This is a genomic window from Nocardia sp. AB354 (genome assembly GCF_049538315.1).
Taxonomy (GTDB): Bacteria; Actinomycetota; Actinomycetes; order Mycobacteriales; family Mycobacteriaceae; genus Nocardia; species Nocardia nova.
This window is the reverse complement of sequence record NZ_JBMVFU010000012.1, coordinates 1-17,006: the sequence shown is the minus strand read 5'-3', so window position 1 is coordinate 17,006 and position 17,006 is coordinate 1. Positions and strand designations below refer to the sequence as shown.

At 68.7% G+C, this 17,006-nt stretch carries 17 protein-coding genes; 6 read left to right on the top strand and 11 right to left on the bottom strand.

Annotated elements, in window-relative coordinates:
• Positions 1 to 20: 20 nt before the first annotated feature.
• Positions 21 to 992: a LysR family transcriptional regulator gene (locus ACPCUW_RS18685; RefSeq protein ID WP_195049588.1), complete on the bottom strand. Its 972-nt coding sequence runs from the start codon at positions 990 to 992 to the stop codon at positions 21 to 23.
• A gap of 138 nt (positions 993 to 1,130) precedes the next feature.
• Positions 1,131 to 2,108, bottom strand: coding sequence for a helix-turn-helix transcriptional regulator (locus ACPCUW_RS18680; protein ID WP_423426157.1), 978 nt, complete (start codon positions 2,106 to 2,108; stop codon positions 1,131 to 1,133).
• A 90-nt stretch (positions 2,109 to 2,198) separates the two neighbouring features.
• On the opposite strand from ACPCUW_RS18680, the gene ACPCUW_RS18675 reads away from it, so the two are divergent.
• Entirely contained in the window at positions 2,199 to 2,630 is a 432-nt protein-coding gene (locus ACPCUW_RS18675) for a VOC family protein (protein WP_423426155.1), read from the top strand.
• A 126-nt stretch (positions 2,631 to 2,756) separates the two neighbouring features.
• Here the strand turns inward: ACPCUW_RS18675 and pdxS are convergent, their stop codons facing one another.
• Positions 2,757 to 3,659 (bottom strand): pyridoxal 5'-phosphate synthase lyase subunit PdxS, encoded by a 903-nt coding sequence (gene pdxS / locus ACPCUW_RS18670; RefSeq protein ID WP_030513899.1) that lies wholly within the window; start codon positions 3,657 to 3,659, stop codon positions 2,757 to 2,759.
• A gap of 523 nt (positions 3,660 to 4,182) precedes the next feature.
• Positions 4,183 to 4,797, bottom strand: coding sequence for a TetR family transcriptional regulator (locus ACPCUW_RS18665; protein WP_064901665.1), 615 nt, complete (start codon positions 4,795 to 4,797; stop codon positions 4,183 to 4,185).
• A 202-nt stretch (positions 4,798 to 4,999) separates the two neighbouring features.
• Here ACPCUW_RS18665 and ACPCUW_RS18660 point away from each other — a divergent pair, with 202 nt between their 5' ends.
• From ACPCUW_RS18660 to ACPCUW_RS18640, 5 genes are all read left to right on the top strand, one after another.
• Positions 5,000 to 6,223, top strand: coding sequence for an alkane 1-monooxygenase (locus tag ACPCUW_RS18660; protein ID WP_064901660.1), 1,224 nt, complete (start codon positions 5,000 to 5,002; stop codon positions 6,221 to 6,223).
• Complete coding sequence (locus ACPCUW_RS18655) at positions 6,223 to 6,414, top strand: rubredoxin (protein ID WP_063019111.1); 192 nt, start codon at positions 6,223 to 6,225, stop codon at positions 6,412 to 6,414. Before ACPCUW_RS18660 ends, ACPCUW_RS18655 begins: the two co-directional genes overlap by 1 nt.
• Before the next feature lies 1 nt (position 6,415).
• Entirely contained in the window at positions 6,416 to 6,598 is a 183-nt protein-coding gene (locus tag ACPCUW_RS18650; protein WP_063019113.1) for a rubredoxin, read from the top strand.
• Positions 6,595 to 7,827 (top strand): NAD(P)/FAD-dependent oxidoreductase, encoded by a 1,233-nt coding sequence (locus ACPCUW_RS18645; protein ID WP_423426153.1) that lies wholly within the window; start codon positions 6,595 to 6,597, stop codon positions 7,825 to 7,827. Before ACPCUW_RS18650 ends, ACPCUW_RS18645 begins: the two co-directional genes overlap by 4 nt.
• A gap of 297 nt (positions 7,828 to 8,124) precedes the next feature.
• Positions 8,125 to 9,519, top strand: coding sequence for a PQQ-binding-like beta-propeller repeat protein (locus ACPCUW_RS18640; protein WP_423426151.1), 1,395 nt, complete (start codon positions 8,125 to 8,127; stop codon positions 9,517 to 9,519).
• A 24-nt stretch (positions 9,520 to 9,543) separates the two neighbouring features.
• Here the strand turns inward: ACPCUW_RS18640 and ACPCUW_RS18635 are convergent, their stop codons facing one another.
• The 7 genes from ACPCUW_RS18635 to ACPCUW_RS18605 form a co-directional block, all read right to left on the bottom strand.
• On the bottom strand, positions 9,544 to 10,587 hold the full coding sequence (locus ACPCUW_RS18635) for an NUDIX hydrolase (RefSeq protein WP_064901664.1): 1,044 nt from the start codon (positions 10,585 to 10,587) through the stop codon (positions 9,544 to 9,546).
• Positions 10,587 to 11,711 (bottom strand): glycosyltransferase family 4 protein, encoded by a 1,125-nt coding sequence (locus tag ACPCUW_RS18630; protein WP_063019119.1) that lies wholly within the window; start codon positions 11,709 to 11,711, stop codon positions 10,587 to 10,589. Before ACPCUW_RS18630 ends, ACPCUW_RS18635 begins: the two co-directional genes overlap by 1 nt.
• Positions 11,708 to 12,691, bottom strand: coding sequence for a phosphatidylinositol mannoside acyltransferase (locus tag ACPCUW_RS18625; RefSeq protein ID WP_423426318.1), 984 nt, complete (start codon positions 12,689 to 12,691; stop codon positions 11,708 to 11,710). The genes ACPCUW_RS18630 and ACPCUW_RS18625 overlap by 4 nt, the downstream gene beginning before the upstream one ends.
• 22 nt (positions 12,692 to 12,713) lie before the next feature.
• A complete protein-coding gene (gene pgsA, locus ACPCUW_RS18620; RefSeq protein WP_195049593.1) occupies positions 12,714 to 13,385 on the bottom strand; it encodes a phosphatidylinositol phosphate synthase in 672 nt (223 codons plus the stop codon).
• 1 nt (position 13,386) lies between these two features.
• Complete coding sequence (locus ACPCUW_RS18615) at positions 13,387 to 14,025, bottom strand: HIT family protein (RefSeq protein ID WP_423426317.1); 639 nt, start codon at positions 14,023 to 14,025, stop codon at positions 13,387 to 13,389.
• A gap of 8 nt (positions 14,026 to 14,033) precedes the next feature.
• On the bottom strand, positions 14,034 to 16,091 hold the full coding sequence (thrS, locus tag ACPCUW_RS18610; RefSeq protein ID WP_423426149.1) for a threonine--tRNA ligase: 2,058 nt from the start codon (positions 16,089 to 16,091) through the stop codon (positions 14,034 to 14,036).
• 138 nt (positions 16,092 to 16,229) lie between these two features.
• Positions 16,230 to 16,871, bottom strand: coding sequence for a (2Fe-2S)-binding protein (locus tag ACPCUW_RS18605; protein WP_064901657.1), 642 nt, complete (start codon positions 16,869 to 16,871; stop codon positions 16,230 to 16,232).
• Between the last annotated feature and the right edge of the window lie 135 nt (positions 16,872 to 17,006).

Here is a 17,006-nt window from a genome sequence, read left to right as displayed (position 1 = left end):
CGCAGCGGGATTCGCGGCGATCAGCCCGCGAACCGCTCGCGGTCGGCGGCGGGCAGCCAGCAGCCGGCGGCGATGTCGCGGTTGTAGGTCGTGCGGAAATGCTCGATCAGGTGCGGTAGCCCCGGATGGGTATTGGCCGTCGACCACAGCAGCGCATGCGGATAGGCCGGCGTCGGGTCGACGATCGGCACCCGACGGATGTGCGGATGCCACGGATTGCGGAAGTGATCGCTGCTGACGGTGGCCAGGGTGTCGGAGTCCGCGATGCGTGCGAGCATGGCTTCGATACCGTCGGGCCCGGGGAACCGGGTGCGGTCGCGCGGTGTCGTATCGATGGTGACACCGCAGAATTCACTCAGCTCGCGATAGAAGTCGGCCCATTCCGACGCCACCCCGGCACCCGGAATCCACACCGTGTACGCGGCGAGCTCGGCGAGCGGCACCGCCGAGCGCCCGGCCAGCGGATGGTCCCTGCCGACGAGCAGATGCGCCGGATCGACATAGGCGGGGACGGCCGCGATATCGGGCGGCAGCGGGCGGGGGCCGCCCGAGGGGCGCGCGAAGGCGGCGTCGGCGCGGCCGTGCACCACCATGTCCCGCGACGTGACGAAGACGTTCGAGATCACGATCTCGGTCTCGGCGCCGGGGTTGCGGTCGAGGTAGAACCGCATCTGCTCGGTCGCGCCCTGGCGCTCGCCCTGCACCGCGACACGCAGCGGACGCGGCATCTCACAGACCGCCGCCACCGCGGTTTCGGCCACCGCCAGCAGCGCTCGCGCATGCGGCAGCAGCCGCGCACCGGCGGCGGTCGGCACGATTCCGGCGGGGACGCGGTCGAACAGCGCCGTCCCGAGCTGGTCCTCCAGCTTCGCGATCCGCTTCGACACCGCCTGCTGACTGATGCCGAGAACCACGGCGGCGAGACTGAACTGCCGCTCCTCGGCCGCGGCGACGAACGCCCGCACCGCCGCCAGATCGAGGTCCCGGCCCACAGTCCCTGACCCAACCATCGGATGTGGACCCCTGTCTCGTCTCGTCGATCGGTGCGAAGGATCGCACAGTGCCCGAAAGACAGTAGCGGGAAGCTCATTCGCTCGGCAGGGACCGGCCGCACCGGTGCGAAGGGGCGATCAGGTTCGGCGGGCGGAGGCGGCGAGCCGATCGGCGAGGGCCCGGACGCGGTCGCGCAACTCCTCGGGCCGGTCGATGACGAACGGGCGATCCAGCGCCGCCAGCACCGGCGGCAGCCACTCGAGGCGCTCGGCCCGCACGTCGACACGCCACCAGCGTTGCGGCGCCTCCTCGTCGTCGGCGGGGGCCACGGTCGCGACGGTCGCGGGCAGATGGGCGCGGATCTGCTCGGTGGTGCCGAAGATCCGCAGGCCGATGTCGTATCGGTAGTCGGCGGCGGCGAAGCCGGACACGAGATGCTGTGCGGCGTCGAATCCGGCGGGTGGGTCGAACGAGCCGGGCAGCGTTCGCACATCGGTGACGCGATCCAGGCGGAAGGTGCGGTCTTCGCCGAGCCGGGGATCCGTGCCCGTCACGTACCACCGCCCGGCGTGAGCGACGAGGCCGTAGGCATGCAGGACGCGTTCGCTTCCGCGGCCGTGCCGATCGGTATAGCGGATGGTGACGGGCCGGCGGTGGCGTACCGCATCGGCGATCGCGAGCAGAACCGCGGCCGGCGCCGGGGCCGCTGCGTCCGGCTGCTCGGTGACGTCGAACGATTCCAGCAGTGTGTCCAATCGCCGGGTCAGGGACGCGGGCAGGACGCGACGAATCTTGGCGGCGGCCGTCTCGCTCGCGGTGACATCCGTTGGGGCCCAGCCGTTCCGGCGGCCGGCGAGCAGACCGAGTAGCACGGCCAGGGCCTCGTCGTCGCTGAACATGAGTGGCGGCAGCCGGTATCCGGCGGCGAGGCGATAGCCGCCGTAGCGGCCGCGCACGGACTCCACCGGAATGTCGAGGTCGATCAGATGGTCCACATAACGCCGGACGGTGCGTCCCTCGACGCCCAGCCGGTCGGCGAGCTCGGCCACCGTGCGGGTACCGCCGGACTGCAGGAGTTCCAGCAGGATCAGCACGCGGCCGGTGGGTCGAGCCATGCGGACAACTCTAGTTCCGATACCGGACCGATTGTGTCCACTATTTCTCCTACGCTGCGGAAAACGCCTCTCAACAGCAAGGAAACAGTCATGGATTTCGTCTCCATCCGCATCATCACCGGCGACGTCGCGCGTCTGGTCGCGTTCTACGAGCGCGCGACCGGCGTCCGGGCGCAGTGGGCGACCGAGGATTTCGCCGAGCTCGAGACCGCCACCGCCACCCTCGCGATCGCGAGCACGCGCACGGCGGCCCTGTTCGCACCGGATTCCGCCGCTCCGGGCGCCAACCGCAGTGTGATCACCGAATTCCTCGTCGCCGATGTGGACCGCGTCCATCGCGAGCTGTCCGGTGCCGGCACCGAGATCGTCGCCGAACCCACGACGATGCCGTGGGGCAACCGGTCGTTGCTGGTCCGCGACCCGGACGGCAACCTGGTCAACTTCTTCACCCCGGTCACAGCCGCCGCGATCGCGAAGTTCGCGGCGCGGGATCGGATCGGGGCGATCGCGCAGGACAGGTGAGGCGCCGACCGCACACTCCGGGACGGTCTCCGGGTTGCGGCGCGATCACGCCTGTACGACGAAGCCGGGCCGTCCGTACACGACGACCCGGCGAAAGCCGTTGTCTCGGAAAGTCTTCCGACCGAATTACCAGCCGCGCTCGGCGAGGCGGTGCGGCTCCGGAATCTCCTCGACGTTGATGCCGACCATGGCCTCACCGAGGCCGCGCGACACCTTCGCGAGCACATCGGGGTCGTCGTAGAAGGTGGTGGCCTTGACGATGGCGGCGGCACGCTCGGCCGGGTTGCCGGACTTGAAGATGCCGGAGCCGACGAAGACGCCCTCGGCGCCCAGCTGCATCATCATCGCGGCGTCGGCGGGGGTGGCGATACCACCGGCGGTGAACAGCACCACGGGCAGCTTGCCGGTCTCGGCGATCTCACGGACCAGCTCGTAGGGCGCCTGCAGTTCCTTGGCGGCCACGAACAGCTCGTCCTCGGGCAGCGACTGCAGGTGGCGGATCTCGGCCCGGATCTTGCGCATGTGGGTGGTCGCGTTGGATACGTCGCCGGTGCCGGCCTCACCCTTGGAGCGGATCATGGCCGCACCCTCGGTGATGCGGCGCAGCGCCTCGCCCAGATTGGTGGCGCCACAGACGAACGGCACGGTGAACTGCCACTTGTCGATGTGGTTGGCGTAGTCGGCCGGTGTCAGCACCTCCGACTCGTCGATGTAGTCGACGCCGAGGCTCTGCAGGATCTGCGCCTCGACGAAGTGGCCGATGCGCGCCTTGGCCATGACCGGGATGGAGACGGCGTTGACGATGCCGTCGATCAGGTCCGGGTCGCTCATCCGCGCGACACCGCCCTGGGCGCGGATGTCGGCGGGAACCCGCTCGAGCGCCATCACCGCGACCGCGCCGGCATCCTCGGCGATCTTGGCCTGATCGGCGGTGACGACGTCCATGATCACCCCGCCCTTGAGCATCTCGGCCATGCCGCGCTTCACGCGGGCGGTGCCGGTCGTCGAGGTGGTGTCGGGCGTTGTCACGGGCAAACTCCTGATTATCGGGGATTCGTTCGAGGAGGCATCGCTGCGATGCGAACCTCCACGATTCTAGGCGCCCCGATCAGGCCACTAGATAGCCAGTCCGAGAGCACTGGACTGGTCCGCGGCCCCCGGCCGGAATCACACGCCCGGCAGGCGGCCGCTACGGCGTCGCTACGGGCGCGCCGAGAGCGGGTACCCGTGGCGCCGGACGACCGTAACCGCAGGCCGGCGCCACCTGTTCGTCAGATCGGGTCGACGACGAACAGCTGCGCCCAGTACGTCGCGGCCTGCTCGCCGATATACGGCAGCAGGAAGTCGTACAGCAGATAGGACATATGCATTCGGTACCTCACCTCCACACACCGGTTCGCCGGATTCGGTGTGCGGCAAACCGGTTTCGACCCTAACCGATGGTGACCTGTCACACAGCGGCAACGGCCGGGTATCGGCGAGATCGGCGGATTTCCGACGAAATGCGTTGACAGCCAACGTCTCCCACCGTCGAATCGTCAGGCTCGAATCGTCACGCGTCGGCCAGCAGTGGCTCGAACAGTCCGACGGCGACGACCCGGATCTGCTCCAGCGCCCGTTCGACCGGCCCGGTCGGCTGGAACAGATGACTGAGAGCAAGGCGCACAACGGTTTCGGCGACCGATCCCAGTTCCTCGTCGCCCACCGACGCCAGATCGTATTGCGCGCGAACCGTCGCGGTCACCGCGGCGATCGCCCGGCCGAGCACCGGTTCCGGTTCGGTCATCAGCGCCGGCAGCAGTGCGGTATCCGGCGCCGAGCGGCCCGACAGCACCGCCTTCAGCAGCATATTGTCCGCGCCGCTGCGCAGGGTGAACTCCACGGCCGCGATCAGGCCGGCGATCACATCGTCCGGGTGGGCCGCCAGCTTCTCGGCGATCCCGACCAGGAAGACGTCCACCTCGTTCGCGATCACCACATCGGCGAGGTCCTGTTTGGTGCCGATCTCCTTGTACAGCACCGGCCGGCTGACACCGACCTCCTTGGCGACCCGCGACATGTTCACCGCGCCCCAGCCCTCGGTACAGACCAGGCCACGAGCGGTCTCGATGACGCGCTCGCGCAGAAGTCGGCGCATATCGGACTGGAAGTTCGGCGCGGTAGCCACGTCCATGATCGTACACGGTCCACGAAACTGTTCGACTATTGACAATCTATCCGCATCTGTATTCAATGAGAACACTTCATCAGAAAGTGTAAATACGCCGAGGTGAACGGGTCGCGCTCCGGCCCCGACCTCGTCCACGCAGCCCGTATGCGGGCGCACCGTTCCGCCGCGCAGTCCGCGTACCGTTCGTGAGGAGAACTCCGTGACCACATCCCGAATCGGCGATCCGGCCCGGACCGCGCCGCCGCAGTGGCGCGACCGCAAACGCCATCTCTGGCTGTTCGGCCTCGTCCCGCCGACCGCGGTCCTGCTCGCCACCGGCCTGGTGTGGCTGTTCAACCAGCTGGGCTGGCACCACGCGGCGCCGGTGTGGTGGTGGATCGGGCCGCTACTGGTGTACGTCCTGCTGCCGATCCTGGATCGCTTCTTCGGGCCCGACGGGCAGAATCCGCCCGACGAGGTGATGGAACAGCTCGAAAACGACCGCTACTACCGCTGGTGCGTCTACGCCTATATCCCGTTCCAGCTGCTCAGCCTGGTGTTCGCCTGCTATCTGTGGAGTGCGGCCGATCTGTCCTGGCTGGGTGTCGACGGCGGGCTGAGCCTGGTGTCGAAGATCGGCCTGGCCTTCAGCATCGGCACCATGGGCGGTGTCGGCATCAACACCGCGCACGAACTCGGCCACAAGAAGGACGAATTGGAGCGCTGGCTGTCGAAGATCACGCTGGCGCAGACGTTCTACGGCCACTTCTACATCGAGCACAACCGCGGCCACCACGTACGGGTGGCGACACCGGAGGATCCGGCCAGTTCCCGGTTCGGCGAATCGTTCTGGACCTTCCTGCCGCGCAGTGTGTGGGGCAGCCTGCGCTCGTCCTGGTCGCTCGAGAAGACGCGCCTGCAGCGGATGGGCAAGCGGCCGTGGACGATTCACAACGACGTGCTCAACGCCTGGCTGATGTCGGTGGTGCTGTGGGGCGCGCTGGCCGCGATCTTCGGCCCCGGAGTGCTGCCGTTCCTGGTGCTGCAGGCGGTGTACGGCTTCTCGCTGCTGGAGACGGTCAATTATCTCGAGCACTACGGCCTGCTGCGGCAGCGCACAGCGGCCGGACGCTACGAACGCTGCACGCCGGAGCACAGCTGGAACTCCGACCACATCGTCACCAATATCTTCCTCTACCACCTGCAGCGCCACAGCGACCATCACGCCAACCCCACCCGGCGCTATCAGACCTTGCGCAGTATGGACGGCGCGCCGAATCTGCCCAGCGGCTACGCCAGCATGATCACCGTCGCCTATTTCCCGCCGGTGTGGCGCCGCGTGATGGACAAGCGGGTGCTCGCGCACTACGGCGGTGACATCACCCGCGTCAACATCCAGCCCCGCAAGCGCGATCGGGTCTTCGCGAAGTACGGGGTCGCCTGATGTCCCGATTCCGTTGCCCCGTCTGCGATTACGTGTACGACGAAAGCGAGGGCGCACCTCGCGAGGGCTTTCCGCCCGGCACCGCGTGGTCGGCGATACCCGACGACTGGTGCTGCCCCGACTGCGGCGTGCGGGAGAAGGTCGATTTCGATCTCGCGAGCCACGATCCGACCCTCACGAAAGGCGCATGATATGAGCGACTACAAGCTGTTCCGTTGCCTGCAATGCGGATTCGAATACGACGAGGCGCTCGGCTGGCCCGAAGACGGCATCGCGCCGGGCACCCGCTGGGACGACATTCCCGAGGACTGGTCCTGCCCCGACTGCGGTGCGGCCAAGGCGGATTTCGAGATGGTCGAGGTCAGTCGCGCATGACCGGACGCATCGTCGTCGTGGGTGCGGGGGTCGCGGGCGCCACCGCCGCCCGCGCTCTGCGCACCGAGGGCTACACCGGTGAGATCGTGCTGCTCGGCGCGGAGGACCGGCTGCCCTACCGCCGCCCGATGGTCTCCAAGGAATTGCTCGCCGGTACCGCGAACGAACGCCGGCTCCTGCTCGAATCCGCGGAATCGTGGCGCGAACTCGGCATCGAGGTGCGCCCGGGGACCCCGGTCGCGGGCATCGATGTCGACCGCGACCGGCTACATCTGGGCACCGGCGAAACCCTCGGCTACGACGCCCTGGTGCTCGCCACGGGCGCGCGCGCCCGAGAACTGCCCGGTCCCGAATCGGGCGCCTACACGCTGCGCACCGCGGCGGATGTCGAGGCGTTGCGCGCGGCCGTGGTGACCGGGGGATCGCTGCTCGTGGTGGGCGGCGGCCTGGTCGGCTGCGAGGCCGCCGCGACGGCGCGTGGACTCGGGGCGGCGGTGACGATCGTGCACGCGGGTGACGCTCCGCTGGAGCGGGTGGCCCCGGCGGCGATCGGCGTGCACTGCCGAAACCTGCACGCCGGCAAGGGCGTCGACATTCACGACGCGGTCGTACTGGACCGGATCGACGGTGACGACGGCGATATCCGGGCCACCGCTGTCGACGGACGTCAGTGGACCGCTGCCGGTGTGCTCGTCGCGATCGGCGCGGAACCGGAGACCGAGGTGGCCCGTCAGGCCGGACTCGCCGTCGGGGACGGGATCCTCGTCGACGAGTCCTATACGACCTCGGCGCCGAATATCTTCGCCGCCGGTGACGCCGCCGCCGTCTACGATCCGGAATTCGGGGTCCACCGGCGCACCGAACAGTGGAACAGTGCACAGTCACAGGGGATCGCCGTGGCGAAATCCGTTCTCGGACAACCCCTCCCCGCGCAAGAGGTCACCTGGGGCTGGACCACGCAGTACGGCGTCACGATCCAATTCGCAGGGCGACCGCACACCGAGGACGACGTCGTGGTCCGCACCACCGACACCCCCGGGCAGTTCGTCGCACTGTCCCTGCGAGCGGGTCGACTGGTCGCCGCGGCGGCCGTGGGCCGTCCCGCCGACCTGCGCACCGCCCGAAGCCTCATCGCCGCCCGAACGACCCACGGTCCCGAAACCTGGTCCGACACAACCATTCCCCTCCAGGAACTGGCATCCGCCACGGAACTCTCGGGCCACCACTGACCGAGTGACCGCTTCGCAACCGTGCGATCGCGCCGCGCTGACACCGGCCTCCGGGCGTTCCGGCGCGTTGTCGTCCACACCGAACGCGGCAGCACGTCCTCGTCGCTGACCGATGCCCGCCGGTGACAGTTTCTCCGACCACGATGGGGATCGTCGACGAGAAGGGGCTTTCGAGCTACGGCATTACCGGCGCTGGGACGTCCTCGGTCGCCTACCTCGAAAGAGGCTGATACCTTGCCTCTTTCGCACAGTGGGGCCGGTGCGTGAGCCGGCTGGACGGATGAAGGAGACCGCCGGATGAACGCGGCCGCACACTGGTTCACCGGTCGAGGCACGCGCCGGATCTGGATCGCGGTGCTGATCGTGGCCGTGGTGGCGGGAGTCGCAGCGGTCGTATGGGTGAACCGATCACCGGAGCAGCCGCCGGCGGGTCCCGCGGCCGGTGGCCGGTTCCGGATTTCCGGCCGGCTCGACTCCGCCCCGGTGCCGCGATGGACGTTACGCGCCGCCGATCTGTCGCACGAGCCCGGCGCGGTCCTGCTGGCACTTCCGCACAGCCTGGACAACTACAACGGCTACGGTTCGCCGATGGACGCCGGGCCGATGATCGTCGCGGCCACCGCGGTACCCGGCGAGCCCGGGCCGGGCACCGCACCGAAAGCCGGACCGGTGCGGCTGTACGGCATCGACCCGGACACCGGCGCGGTGCGGTGGACGATCGACGCCGGCAAACTCCTCAGCTGTAACGAGCGCGTCTTCGACGGCCGGCTGACCTGCCGCGGCACCCACCGAGTGGTGATCGTCGACGCCGCCACCGGCGCGATAGCCACGGACCGCTCGACGGACTTCGAGGTGACGGACGTGGCGGTGCGCGACGGCGTGGTTTCCGTCGCCGGCCGCACCGCCGACCGGATGACCGCCGTCGTCACCCGGGGAACCGTTTCCGACATCGAGGCGAGCTGGCGCCGAACGTATCCGACCCCGGTTCCCGGAGACGCGGTCAGGCCGAGACTCGATGCGCCGGACTACTTCCGGGACGGTCACGACGGCAGCGTTCGCGTCTACGATCTGCGCACCGGCGACCCGCTGTTCACCGGGCCCGTCGGCGCCGTATTCGACGGCGGGATCATCGCCACGCAGGTGATCGATCGCGGCTGGAGCGCGGGACGAGTCACACTTCTCGATCGCAACGGCCACTCGATCACCGAGGTCCGCAACCCCAGTTTCCTGCTCGAGTGGTATCCGACCGCGACCGCGTCGCCGCCGATCCTCACCGGCGAGAGTGCCTACGACCGAACGACAGGGCGAGTGCTGTGGACCAATCCACAGATCGGCCTCGACGAGCACACCGGTCGTCAGGGCGCGGTCGAAGGAGTAGTGGATCACACGGTGATCGTCCGATCGCTCGACGGGACGGCGCTGATCGGCCTCGATCTCGCCGACGGACACCAGGTGTGGCAGCAGCCGGCGCGGCTCGCGAACACGGTGCGCGACGGCCTCACCGACGGTTGGCACCTCGTTCTCGCGGACGGCGCCACCGTGCACGCGATCGACGCCGGCGACGGTTCGACCGCATGGTCGATGTCGCTGCCGCCCAGTGGTGATCCCAGATTGCGCTCGACGGTGGAAGCGATGGGCGGCCGGATGGTTGTCGTGCTCGCGGACGCGTTCACCGGATACGCCGCGGCATGAGGCGGCCCGAATACTCGCCGCGGCTCAGCGGATCGACCGGACCTCCGGCTCGATCTCGGAACCGGCGGCGGCGAGCGCCTCGGCCAGCAGGTTGTCCAGGTGGTACGGGTACACCGTTTCGCCGATCCGGTCGAGTTCGGCGATATCCGGCGGCAGGCACCAGCGGTAGGCGGTGACGCAGCGACGTTCCCAGACGCTCGGATCCGCGGGCTTCGGGTCGAACCAGCGCACCCGGGCGACGAAGAACAGTTCCTCGGAGCGGATCAGCTCCCCGTTGAACGGGAAGACCGCGACCCGCCGCCAGATCGGGCCGCGCAGCAGCGTGGAGTCCAGCGCCAAGCCCGTTTCCTCCCAGACCTCGCGCACCGCCGCGGTGCGCAGCGTCTCCCCCGGTTCGATGCCGCCGCCGACGGTGAACCAGAACGGCGAATCGGGAGTCTGGGGGTCGTGGCCGCGCATCAACAGCACGCGATCCTCGTCGTCGAGCAGCACCACCCGGGCCGAGGTGCGCACGGTGTCGACCTCGAGTCCGGTGGTCGCCGCCGGGGTGACGCGCTCCGCGATCTCGAAATACGTGGGCAGCGGCGCGGTACCGCCCAGGTGCAGCAACCGCACCGGGCGCCGGGTACGCAGCGCCAGCGTGTCGCGTACGGCGTCGTTGTGGAAGCGGCGCGCGATCAGCACCCGCGCCTCGGCGTCGGCGAGTTCGGCCACCAGCTGCGGACGCAACGAGGTGATGTCGACCGCGGAGAGTGCGGCCGCGAGCTGGTTCTCCGCGGTTTCGCGATCGTTCCAGTCGGCGCGTTCGGCGCGGTCGGCCAATGCGATCAGCCGTTTGGACTGCTCCGCCGCCGTGGACTCCGACATCGGCCCGGCCATCGAGATCGCGACCGTGCGGGCCACCACCGCGCGTCGCGCCAAGGCGGACTCCAGGGCGTCGCGGGCCTGGTCAGAGCGCACGTGCAGCCGGTCGAGCCGGTTGGCAGTGGAGTAGGCCCACACTCCGATGGCGATGATCACCGCCGCGATCAGCGCGAGGACCAGGATGGTCGTCGCGGAGAAGGTGATCATCCAGCGGTCCTCACCCGGGCGTCGCCGACGGTGACCGTCTCGTACACCCGAAGAATCTGTTCGGCCACGACCGGCCAATCGTATTCGCCGACAACCTGGTCCGCGGTGCGCACCAGATCCTCGCGGCGGGCGCGGTCGGTGAGCAGCCCGTCGATCGCCTCGGCCAGCGCCGCGGAGTCACCTACCGGCACCAGCACACCCGCGGTCCCGTCGCGCAACACCCGGCGGAAGGCGTCCAATTCGCTGGCGACCACGGCGGTTCCGGCGGCCATCGCCTCCACCAGCACGATGCCGAAACTCTCCCCGCCCAGGTTCGGCGCGCAGTACACATCGGCACTGCGCATCGCCGACGCCTTCTCCGCATCCGAGACCTGACCGAGAAAGCGCAGATGTCCGGCGTGTTCGCCCGCCTCCCGGCGCAGGCGTTCCTCGTCCCCGCGGCCGACGATCAGAATTTCCACGTCCGGATGCCGGGCCACCAGTGTGGGCAGTGCGCCCAGCAGCACGGCCATCCCCTTGCGCGGCTCGTCGTAGCGACCGAGGAACAGCACCGTCCCGCCCGCGCGCGGATACCCTTGCAGCAGTGGCGCATTCGCGAACGCCGGCACGTCGACCCCGTTCGGGATCTCGACCGCGTCGCTGCCCAGCGCCTCCACCTGCCAGCGCCGCGCCAGCTCGGAGACCGCGATTCGCCCGCTGATCTTCTCGTGATACGGCCGCAGTACGCCCTGGAAGGTCGCCAGCACCAGCGACCTCGTGGTGGAGGTGTGGAAGGTGGCCACGATGGGTCCCTCGGCCACCTTCAGCGCCAGCATCGAGATGCTCGGGGCGTTGGGTTCGTGGACGTGCAGGACCTCGAAGTCGCTGTCGGCGATCCAGCGCCGCAGCCGGGTGTAGGCGGTCGGCCCGAACGACAGCCGCGCCACCGAACCGTTGTACGGAATCGCCACCGCCTTCCCGGCCGAGACGACGAATTCCGGCAGTTCGGTGTCGTCGGAGGCCGGGGCCAGCACACTCACCTTGTGGCCGCGCTCGATCAGCACCTGCGCCAGCTCCACGACATGTGACTGCACTCCGCCCGGCACGTCGAACGAGTACGGGCAGACCATGCCGATTCTCATGACACCGCGTCTCCGGCGGGCCGCTCACCGCCGCGCACGGCCTGCGCGGACGCGATCCGCTCCAGGCGCTGGGGGGACAGGTCCCCCTCCCACAGCGGCTGCAACATATGCCAGTCGGCGGGGTGTTCGGCGATATTGGCCGCGAAGCGATTCGCCAGCCGCTGCGTGGCCGCCGCGACACCCTCCGAAACATCCAGCGGCGCTTCGGTTTTCAGCCCCCACCCCTCACGGCCCTGCTCATCCACCGTGAACCAGGCGTGCACCGGCATCAGCACGGCGCCGGTCTCGATGGCCAATTTCGCCGCGCCCGCCGGCATCCAGGTGCGTTCGCCGAAGAACTCCACCGGCACGCCCTTGCCGGTGAGATCGCGCTCGCCCATCAGGCAGACCACCTTGTTGTCGCGCAACCGTTGCGCGAGCTGCCGGAACGGCGGCTGCTCCCCGCCGGTCAGCGGGAACACCTCGAACCCCAGGCTCTCCCGGTAGGCCACGAAGCGCTCGAACAGCGATTCCGGTCGCAGCCGTTCGGTGACCGTGGCGAAGCTGCCGTAGTGCTGCACCAGCCACACCCCGGCCATATCCCAGTTTCCCGAATGCGGCAGCACGAAGATCACGCCGCGCCCCTGCGCCAGTGCCTCGTCGAGATGTTCCAAGCCCTCCGGAAACGGCATCAGCGGCGAATCCGCCAGTGCCGCATGGTCGAGGGTCGGCAGCCGGAACGCCTCGCGCCAGTACCGGGCATACGAGCGCATCGACGCGTGGATCAACTCGTCGGGTACCTCGAGCGGGTCGACACCCAGCACCCGGGCGAGATTGCGGCGCAACTGATTCGGCCCCCGGCCGCGATGAGCGGCACGGTTCGCACGCCGGGCCGCCCAATCACCACCGAAGTCGAACCAGCGACGCGCGGTGCGCTCCGGCAGCCCCCGCACCAGTCGCCACCCGGCCGCATAGGCCCCGTCGGTCAGCGCCGCCCTCATCTGCGTCACGCCCGTACCACCTTCATTTCGCCGAATCGGAGTCGGCCTTGGTCACCGGCGCGATCACGTCGCGGGCCCCGGCCGAATTCCGTACCGCCAGGACTCGTTGGAAGACGGTGACGATGCTCAGCACCGCCAGGATGTACATCGCGACATACACCGCATAGGTGAGCCACTCGACGTCGAAATAGCCACCGATGCCGGTGAGGCCGGCCCCGACCAGCACGATCACCAGACGGTCGGGACGTTCGATGATCCCGCCGTCGGCCGACAGCCCGCTCGCCTCCGCGCGCGCCTTGGCATAGGAAATCACCTGCGAGGTCACCAGGACCACCAGCGTCGCCACGAACAGATGCTTGCTGTGCTCGTGATACACCGACCACCACGCGAGCGCACCGAAGATGGCGCCGTCGGCGACGCGGTCACAGGTGGCGTCGAGGACCGCACCGTATTTCGTGCCGCCGCCGCGGGCGCGGGCCATCGCCCCGTCGAGCATGTCGAACATGACGAAGAGCCAGATCACCATCGTTCCCCAGAACAGGTGATCGGTCGGGAACAGCGTCACCGCGGCGACGATCGAGGCGGTGGTGCCGATCAGCGTCATCGCGTCGGGCGTGAGCCCGGTGCTCACCAGCGCCCGTCCCAGCGGCGCGGTCGCCTTGGCGAACGTCTCCCGACCGAAGAAGCTCAGCACGCTACTCGACTTCCTTCGCCTCGTGCCACGCCCCGGCCAGCAGGGCCCGCGTCTCCCGCAGCAACTGCGGCATCACCTTCACCCCGCCGACGACGGTGATGAAATTGGCGTCTCCACCCCAGCGGGGAACGATGTGCTGGTGCAGGTGGTCGGCCAGCGAGCCACCGGCCACCCCGCCGAGATTCAGCCCGACGTTGAAGCCCTCGGGCCGCGACACCTTCTTCATCACCCGGATCGCCCGCTGGGTGAACGCCATCAGTTCGGCGCTCTCCTCGGGGGTGAGATCCTCGAGGTCGGCCACCCGCCGGTAGGGCACCACCATCATGTGGCCGGGGTTGTACGGGTAGAGGTTGAGCACCGCGAACACCCATTCACCGCGAGCGATGACCAGTCCGTCCTCGTCCGACATCTTCGGGATCTCGGTGAACGGATGCTTCAGCCCGGCCGAGGTCTTCTCCTCGGCACCGGCGGGCGCGTCGGCGTCGACCGGTGCGCTCCGGCTGCCGCGATCGGCCGCGACCGCGCCGGTGATGTAGGACATCCGGTAGGGGGTCCACAATCGCTGCAACCGGTCCGGGTCCCCCGCTCCCGTGTCGACGATCCGACCCGGATCCTGTTGCGTCACAGCCTCTTCCACCATGCCCTCACTCACGCCCCACCGGTCCGGACCTCGAATCCTTCCGCGCTCGGCGAGGCGTTGTCGCGCCGCGAGATCCAGTCGACGACGGTCGCCACCGCATCGGCGACCGGCACGCCGTTGACCTGCGTGCCGTCGCGGAATCGGAAGCTCACCGCACCGGCGTTCACATCGCGCTCGCCGGCCAGCAGCATGAACGGCACCTTCTGCGCGGTGTGGTTGAAGATCTTCTTCTGCATCCGGTCGTCGCTGCGGTCGACCTCGGCCCGCACACCGTGCGCGCGCAGTTCCTCCACCACGGAGTCGAGGTGTTCGGCGAACGCGTCGGCGACCGGGATGCCGACCACCTGCACGGGCGCCAGCCAGGCCGGGAACGCGCCCGCGTAATGCTCGGTGAGCACGCCGAAGAATCGCTCGATGGACCCGAACAGGGCGCGGTGGATCATCACCGGACGCTGCTTGGTGCCGTCCGAGGCGGTGTATTCGAGGCCGAAGCGCTCGGGCAGGTTGAAATCGAGCTGAATGGTCGACATCTGCCAGGTACGGCCCAGCGCGTCCTTGGCCTGCACGGAGATCTTCGGACCGTAGAACGCGGCGCCGCCCGGATCCGGTACCAGGTCCAGACCCGAATCGGTGGCGACCTTGCGCAGCGTGTCGGTGGCCTCCTCCCACAACTCGTCCGAGCCCACGAACTTCTGCGGATCCTTCGTCGACAATTCCAGGTAGAAATCGTCGAGACCGTAGTCGCGCAGCAGGCTCAGCACGAACTGCAGGGTCGAGGTCAGCTCGGCGTGCATCTGCTCTTTGGTGCAGTAGATGTGCGCGTCGTCCTGGGTCATGCCGCGCACCCGGGTCAGCCCGTGGACGACGCCGGACTTCTCGTAGCGATACACCGACCCGAATTCGAACAGCCGCAGCGGCAGCTCCCGATACGACCGGCCGCGCGAGCGGAAGATCAGATTGTGCATCGGGCAGTTCATCGGCTTGACGTAATAGTCCTGGCCGGGCTTGCGCACGGTGCCGTCGTCGTTGTATTCGGCGTCGAGGTGCATGGCCGGGAACATGCCCTCGCGGTACCAGTCGAGGTGTCCGGAGACCTCGAACAGATGCCCCTTGGTGATATGCGGGGTGTTGACGAATTCGTAGCCCGCGGCGATGTGGCGGCGCCGGGAATAGTCCTCGAGTTCCTTGCGGATGATGCCGCCCTTGGGATGGAACACCGGCAGGCCCGAACCCAGTTCGTCCGGGAAGGAGAACAGATCCAGTTCCAGGCCGAGTTTGCGGTGATCGCGCTTCTCGGCCTCTTCCAGGATGCGCAGATGGTTCTCCAGCGCCTCCGGCGACTCCCATGCGGTGCCGTAGATGCGCTGCAGATCCTCGCGGTTCTGGTCACCACGCCAGTAGGCCGCCGAGGAGCGGGTCAGCTTGAACGCGGGAATGAACTTGGTGGTCGGGATGTGCGGGCCGCGGCACAGGTCGCCCCACACCTTCTCGCCGGTGCGCGGGTCGAGATTGTCGTAGATGGTCAGCTCGTTACCGCCGACCTCCATGATCTCCGGGTCGTCGATTCCCGACTTGTCGCCGATCAGCTCCAGTTTGAACGGCTCCTTGGCCAATTCCACCCGAGCCTCGTCGACCTCGACCACCCGGCGCGAAAACCGTTGCGCGCCTTTGACGATCTTCTTCATCCGGGATTCGAGCTTGGCCAGATCCTCCGGGGTGAACGGCCGCTCGACCTGGAAGTCGTAGTAGAAGCCGTCCTTGATCGGCGGGCCGATGCCGAGCTTGGCCTCGGGGAACTCCTGCTGCACCGCCTGGGCCAGCACGTGGGCGGCCGAATGGCGGATGACGCTGCGGCCGTCCTCGGAGCCGGCGGTCACTGCCTCGACCTCGACGTCGGTCTCCGGCACCCAGGACAGATCCTTGAGGTTGCCCTCGCCGTCACGCACGACGACGACGGTGTCGGGGCCCTTGGTGGGCAGGCCCGCTTCGCGCACCGCGGCGCCCGCCGTCGTCCCGGCCGGCACCCGGACGAGGGCGGCGAGGGTTGTGCGGGCTGAGGTGGTCACGGCTGCGCTCTCCTTGAATATGTCGGCATTCTCGGTCCAGGCCGGTCGACGAACAGAAAAGTCACCGGCGCGACCAATGCTATCGGGACAGTACCGGTCGCGCGCCGATGGACCGGCCGCGAATCGGCCGCGACCCGCTCATCCGCGCCGGGCCAGCTCGGTGAGCAGCCGCTCGCGCTCGGCGGCGGGCCTTTTCGGACAGCTGGTGCACATACCGCAGCCGGGCACCTCGTAGACCAGGCAGCAGGAGATCCGCCGCACGAACGTGCGCGATTCGACATCGGTGAATCGCGGCGCGGGCAACCGTTCGCCGACCTGGGCGGCCAGCCGCGCACCCGCCTCGGGGTCGCCCGCGTCGATGGCCCGGTTACCGATCGCATCGGCGACGATCGCCCACAGCGCCGCCGGACCGGCGCCGGTCACCCGTGCCACCACCGGGATGACGCGCCGCAGCGACTCCCCCAGCGCCGCGCCGACCGCTTCGGACTCGCTCACGGCGTCGGGCACGATCCGCTCGATGCCACCGTCGGGCCGGATCTCGCAGCGCAGCCCTTCCAGCGTGGGGTCGGGCGCCGGTGCGCCGCTCGCATACGCCTCGGTGATCGGATCGACCAGCGCCGAGGCGGCCATACACCACCACAGCGTGCCCGACACGCGGGAATTGCCTGTGCCCCAGGAGATTCCCATATCGGCGATCCGTTCCGACAGCCACGCGGGCTCGGTGAGTTTGATGCCGGCCACCTGGGCGGGCACCCCGGACTCCACCGACTGCGCAACCATTTCCCTCCGACTCCGATCCACGTCGATTCACCGAATGCACCACCTCCACCATGGCATGTCCGCCGCGCTCGGATCGAGGCGTCGGCCGCGGGTTTCGGGGTGCGCCGCTCAGCGTATCGGCGCGGGCGACGGCGA

Excerpts from the sequence above, each read along its gene's own strand:
- ACPCUW_RS18645 (WP_423426153.1), top strand. The coding sequence starts at position 6,595 with ATGACCGGACGCATCGTCGTCGTGGGTGCGGGGGTCGCGGGCGCCACC.
- ACPCUW_RS18650 (WP_063019113.1), top strand. The coding sequence starts at position 6,416 with ATGAGCGACTACAAGCTGTTCCGTTGCCTGCAATGCGGATTCGAATAC.
- ACPCUW_RS18655 (WP_063019111.1), top strand. The coding sequence starts at position 6,223 with ATGTCCCGATTCCGTTGCCCCGTCTGCGATTACGTGTACGACGAAAGC.
- ACPCUW_RS18615 (WP_423426317.1), bottom strand. The coding sequence starts at position 14,025 with ATGGTGGAAGAGGCTGTGACGCAACAGGATCCGGGTCGGATCGTCGAC.
- ACPCUW_RS18625 (WP_423426318.1), bottom strand. The coding sequence starts at position 12,691 with ATGAGGGCGGCGCTGACCGACGGGGCCTATGCGGCCGGGTGGCGACTG.
- ACPCUW_RS18640 (WP_423426151.1), top strand. The coding sequence starts at position 8,125 with ATGAACGCGGCCGCACACTGGTTCACCGGTCGAGGCACGCGCCGGATC.
- ACPCUW_RS18675 (WP_423426155.1), top strand. The coding sequence starts at position 2,199 with ATGGATTTCGTCTCCATCCGCATCATCACCGGCGACGTCGCGCGTCTG.
- ACPCUW_RS18605 (WP_064901657.1), bottom strand. The coding sequence starts at position 16,871 with ATGGTTGCGCAGTCGGTGGAGTCCGGGGTGCCCGCCCAGGTGGCCGGC.
- ACPCUW_RS18630 (WP_063019119.1), bottom strand. The coding sequence starts at position 11,711 with ATGAGAATCGGCATGGTCTGCCCGTACTCGTTCGACGTGCCGGGCGGA.
- ACPCUW_RS18680 (WP_423426157.1), bottom strand. The coding sequence starts at position 2,108 with ATGGCTCGACCCACCGGCCGCGTGCTGATCCTGCTGGAACTCCTGCAG.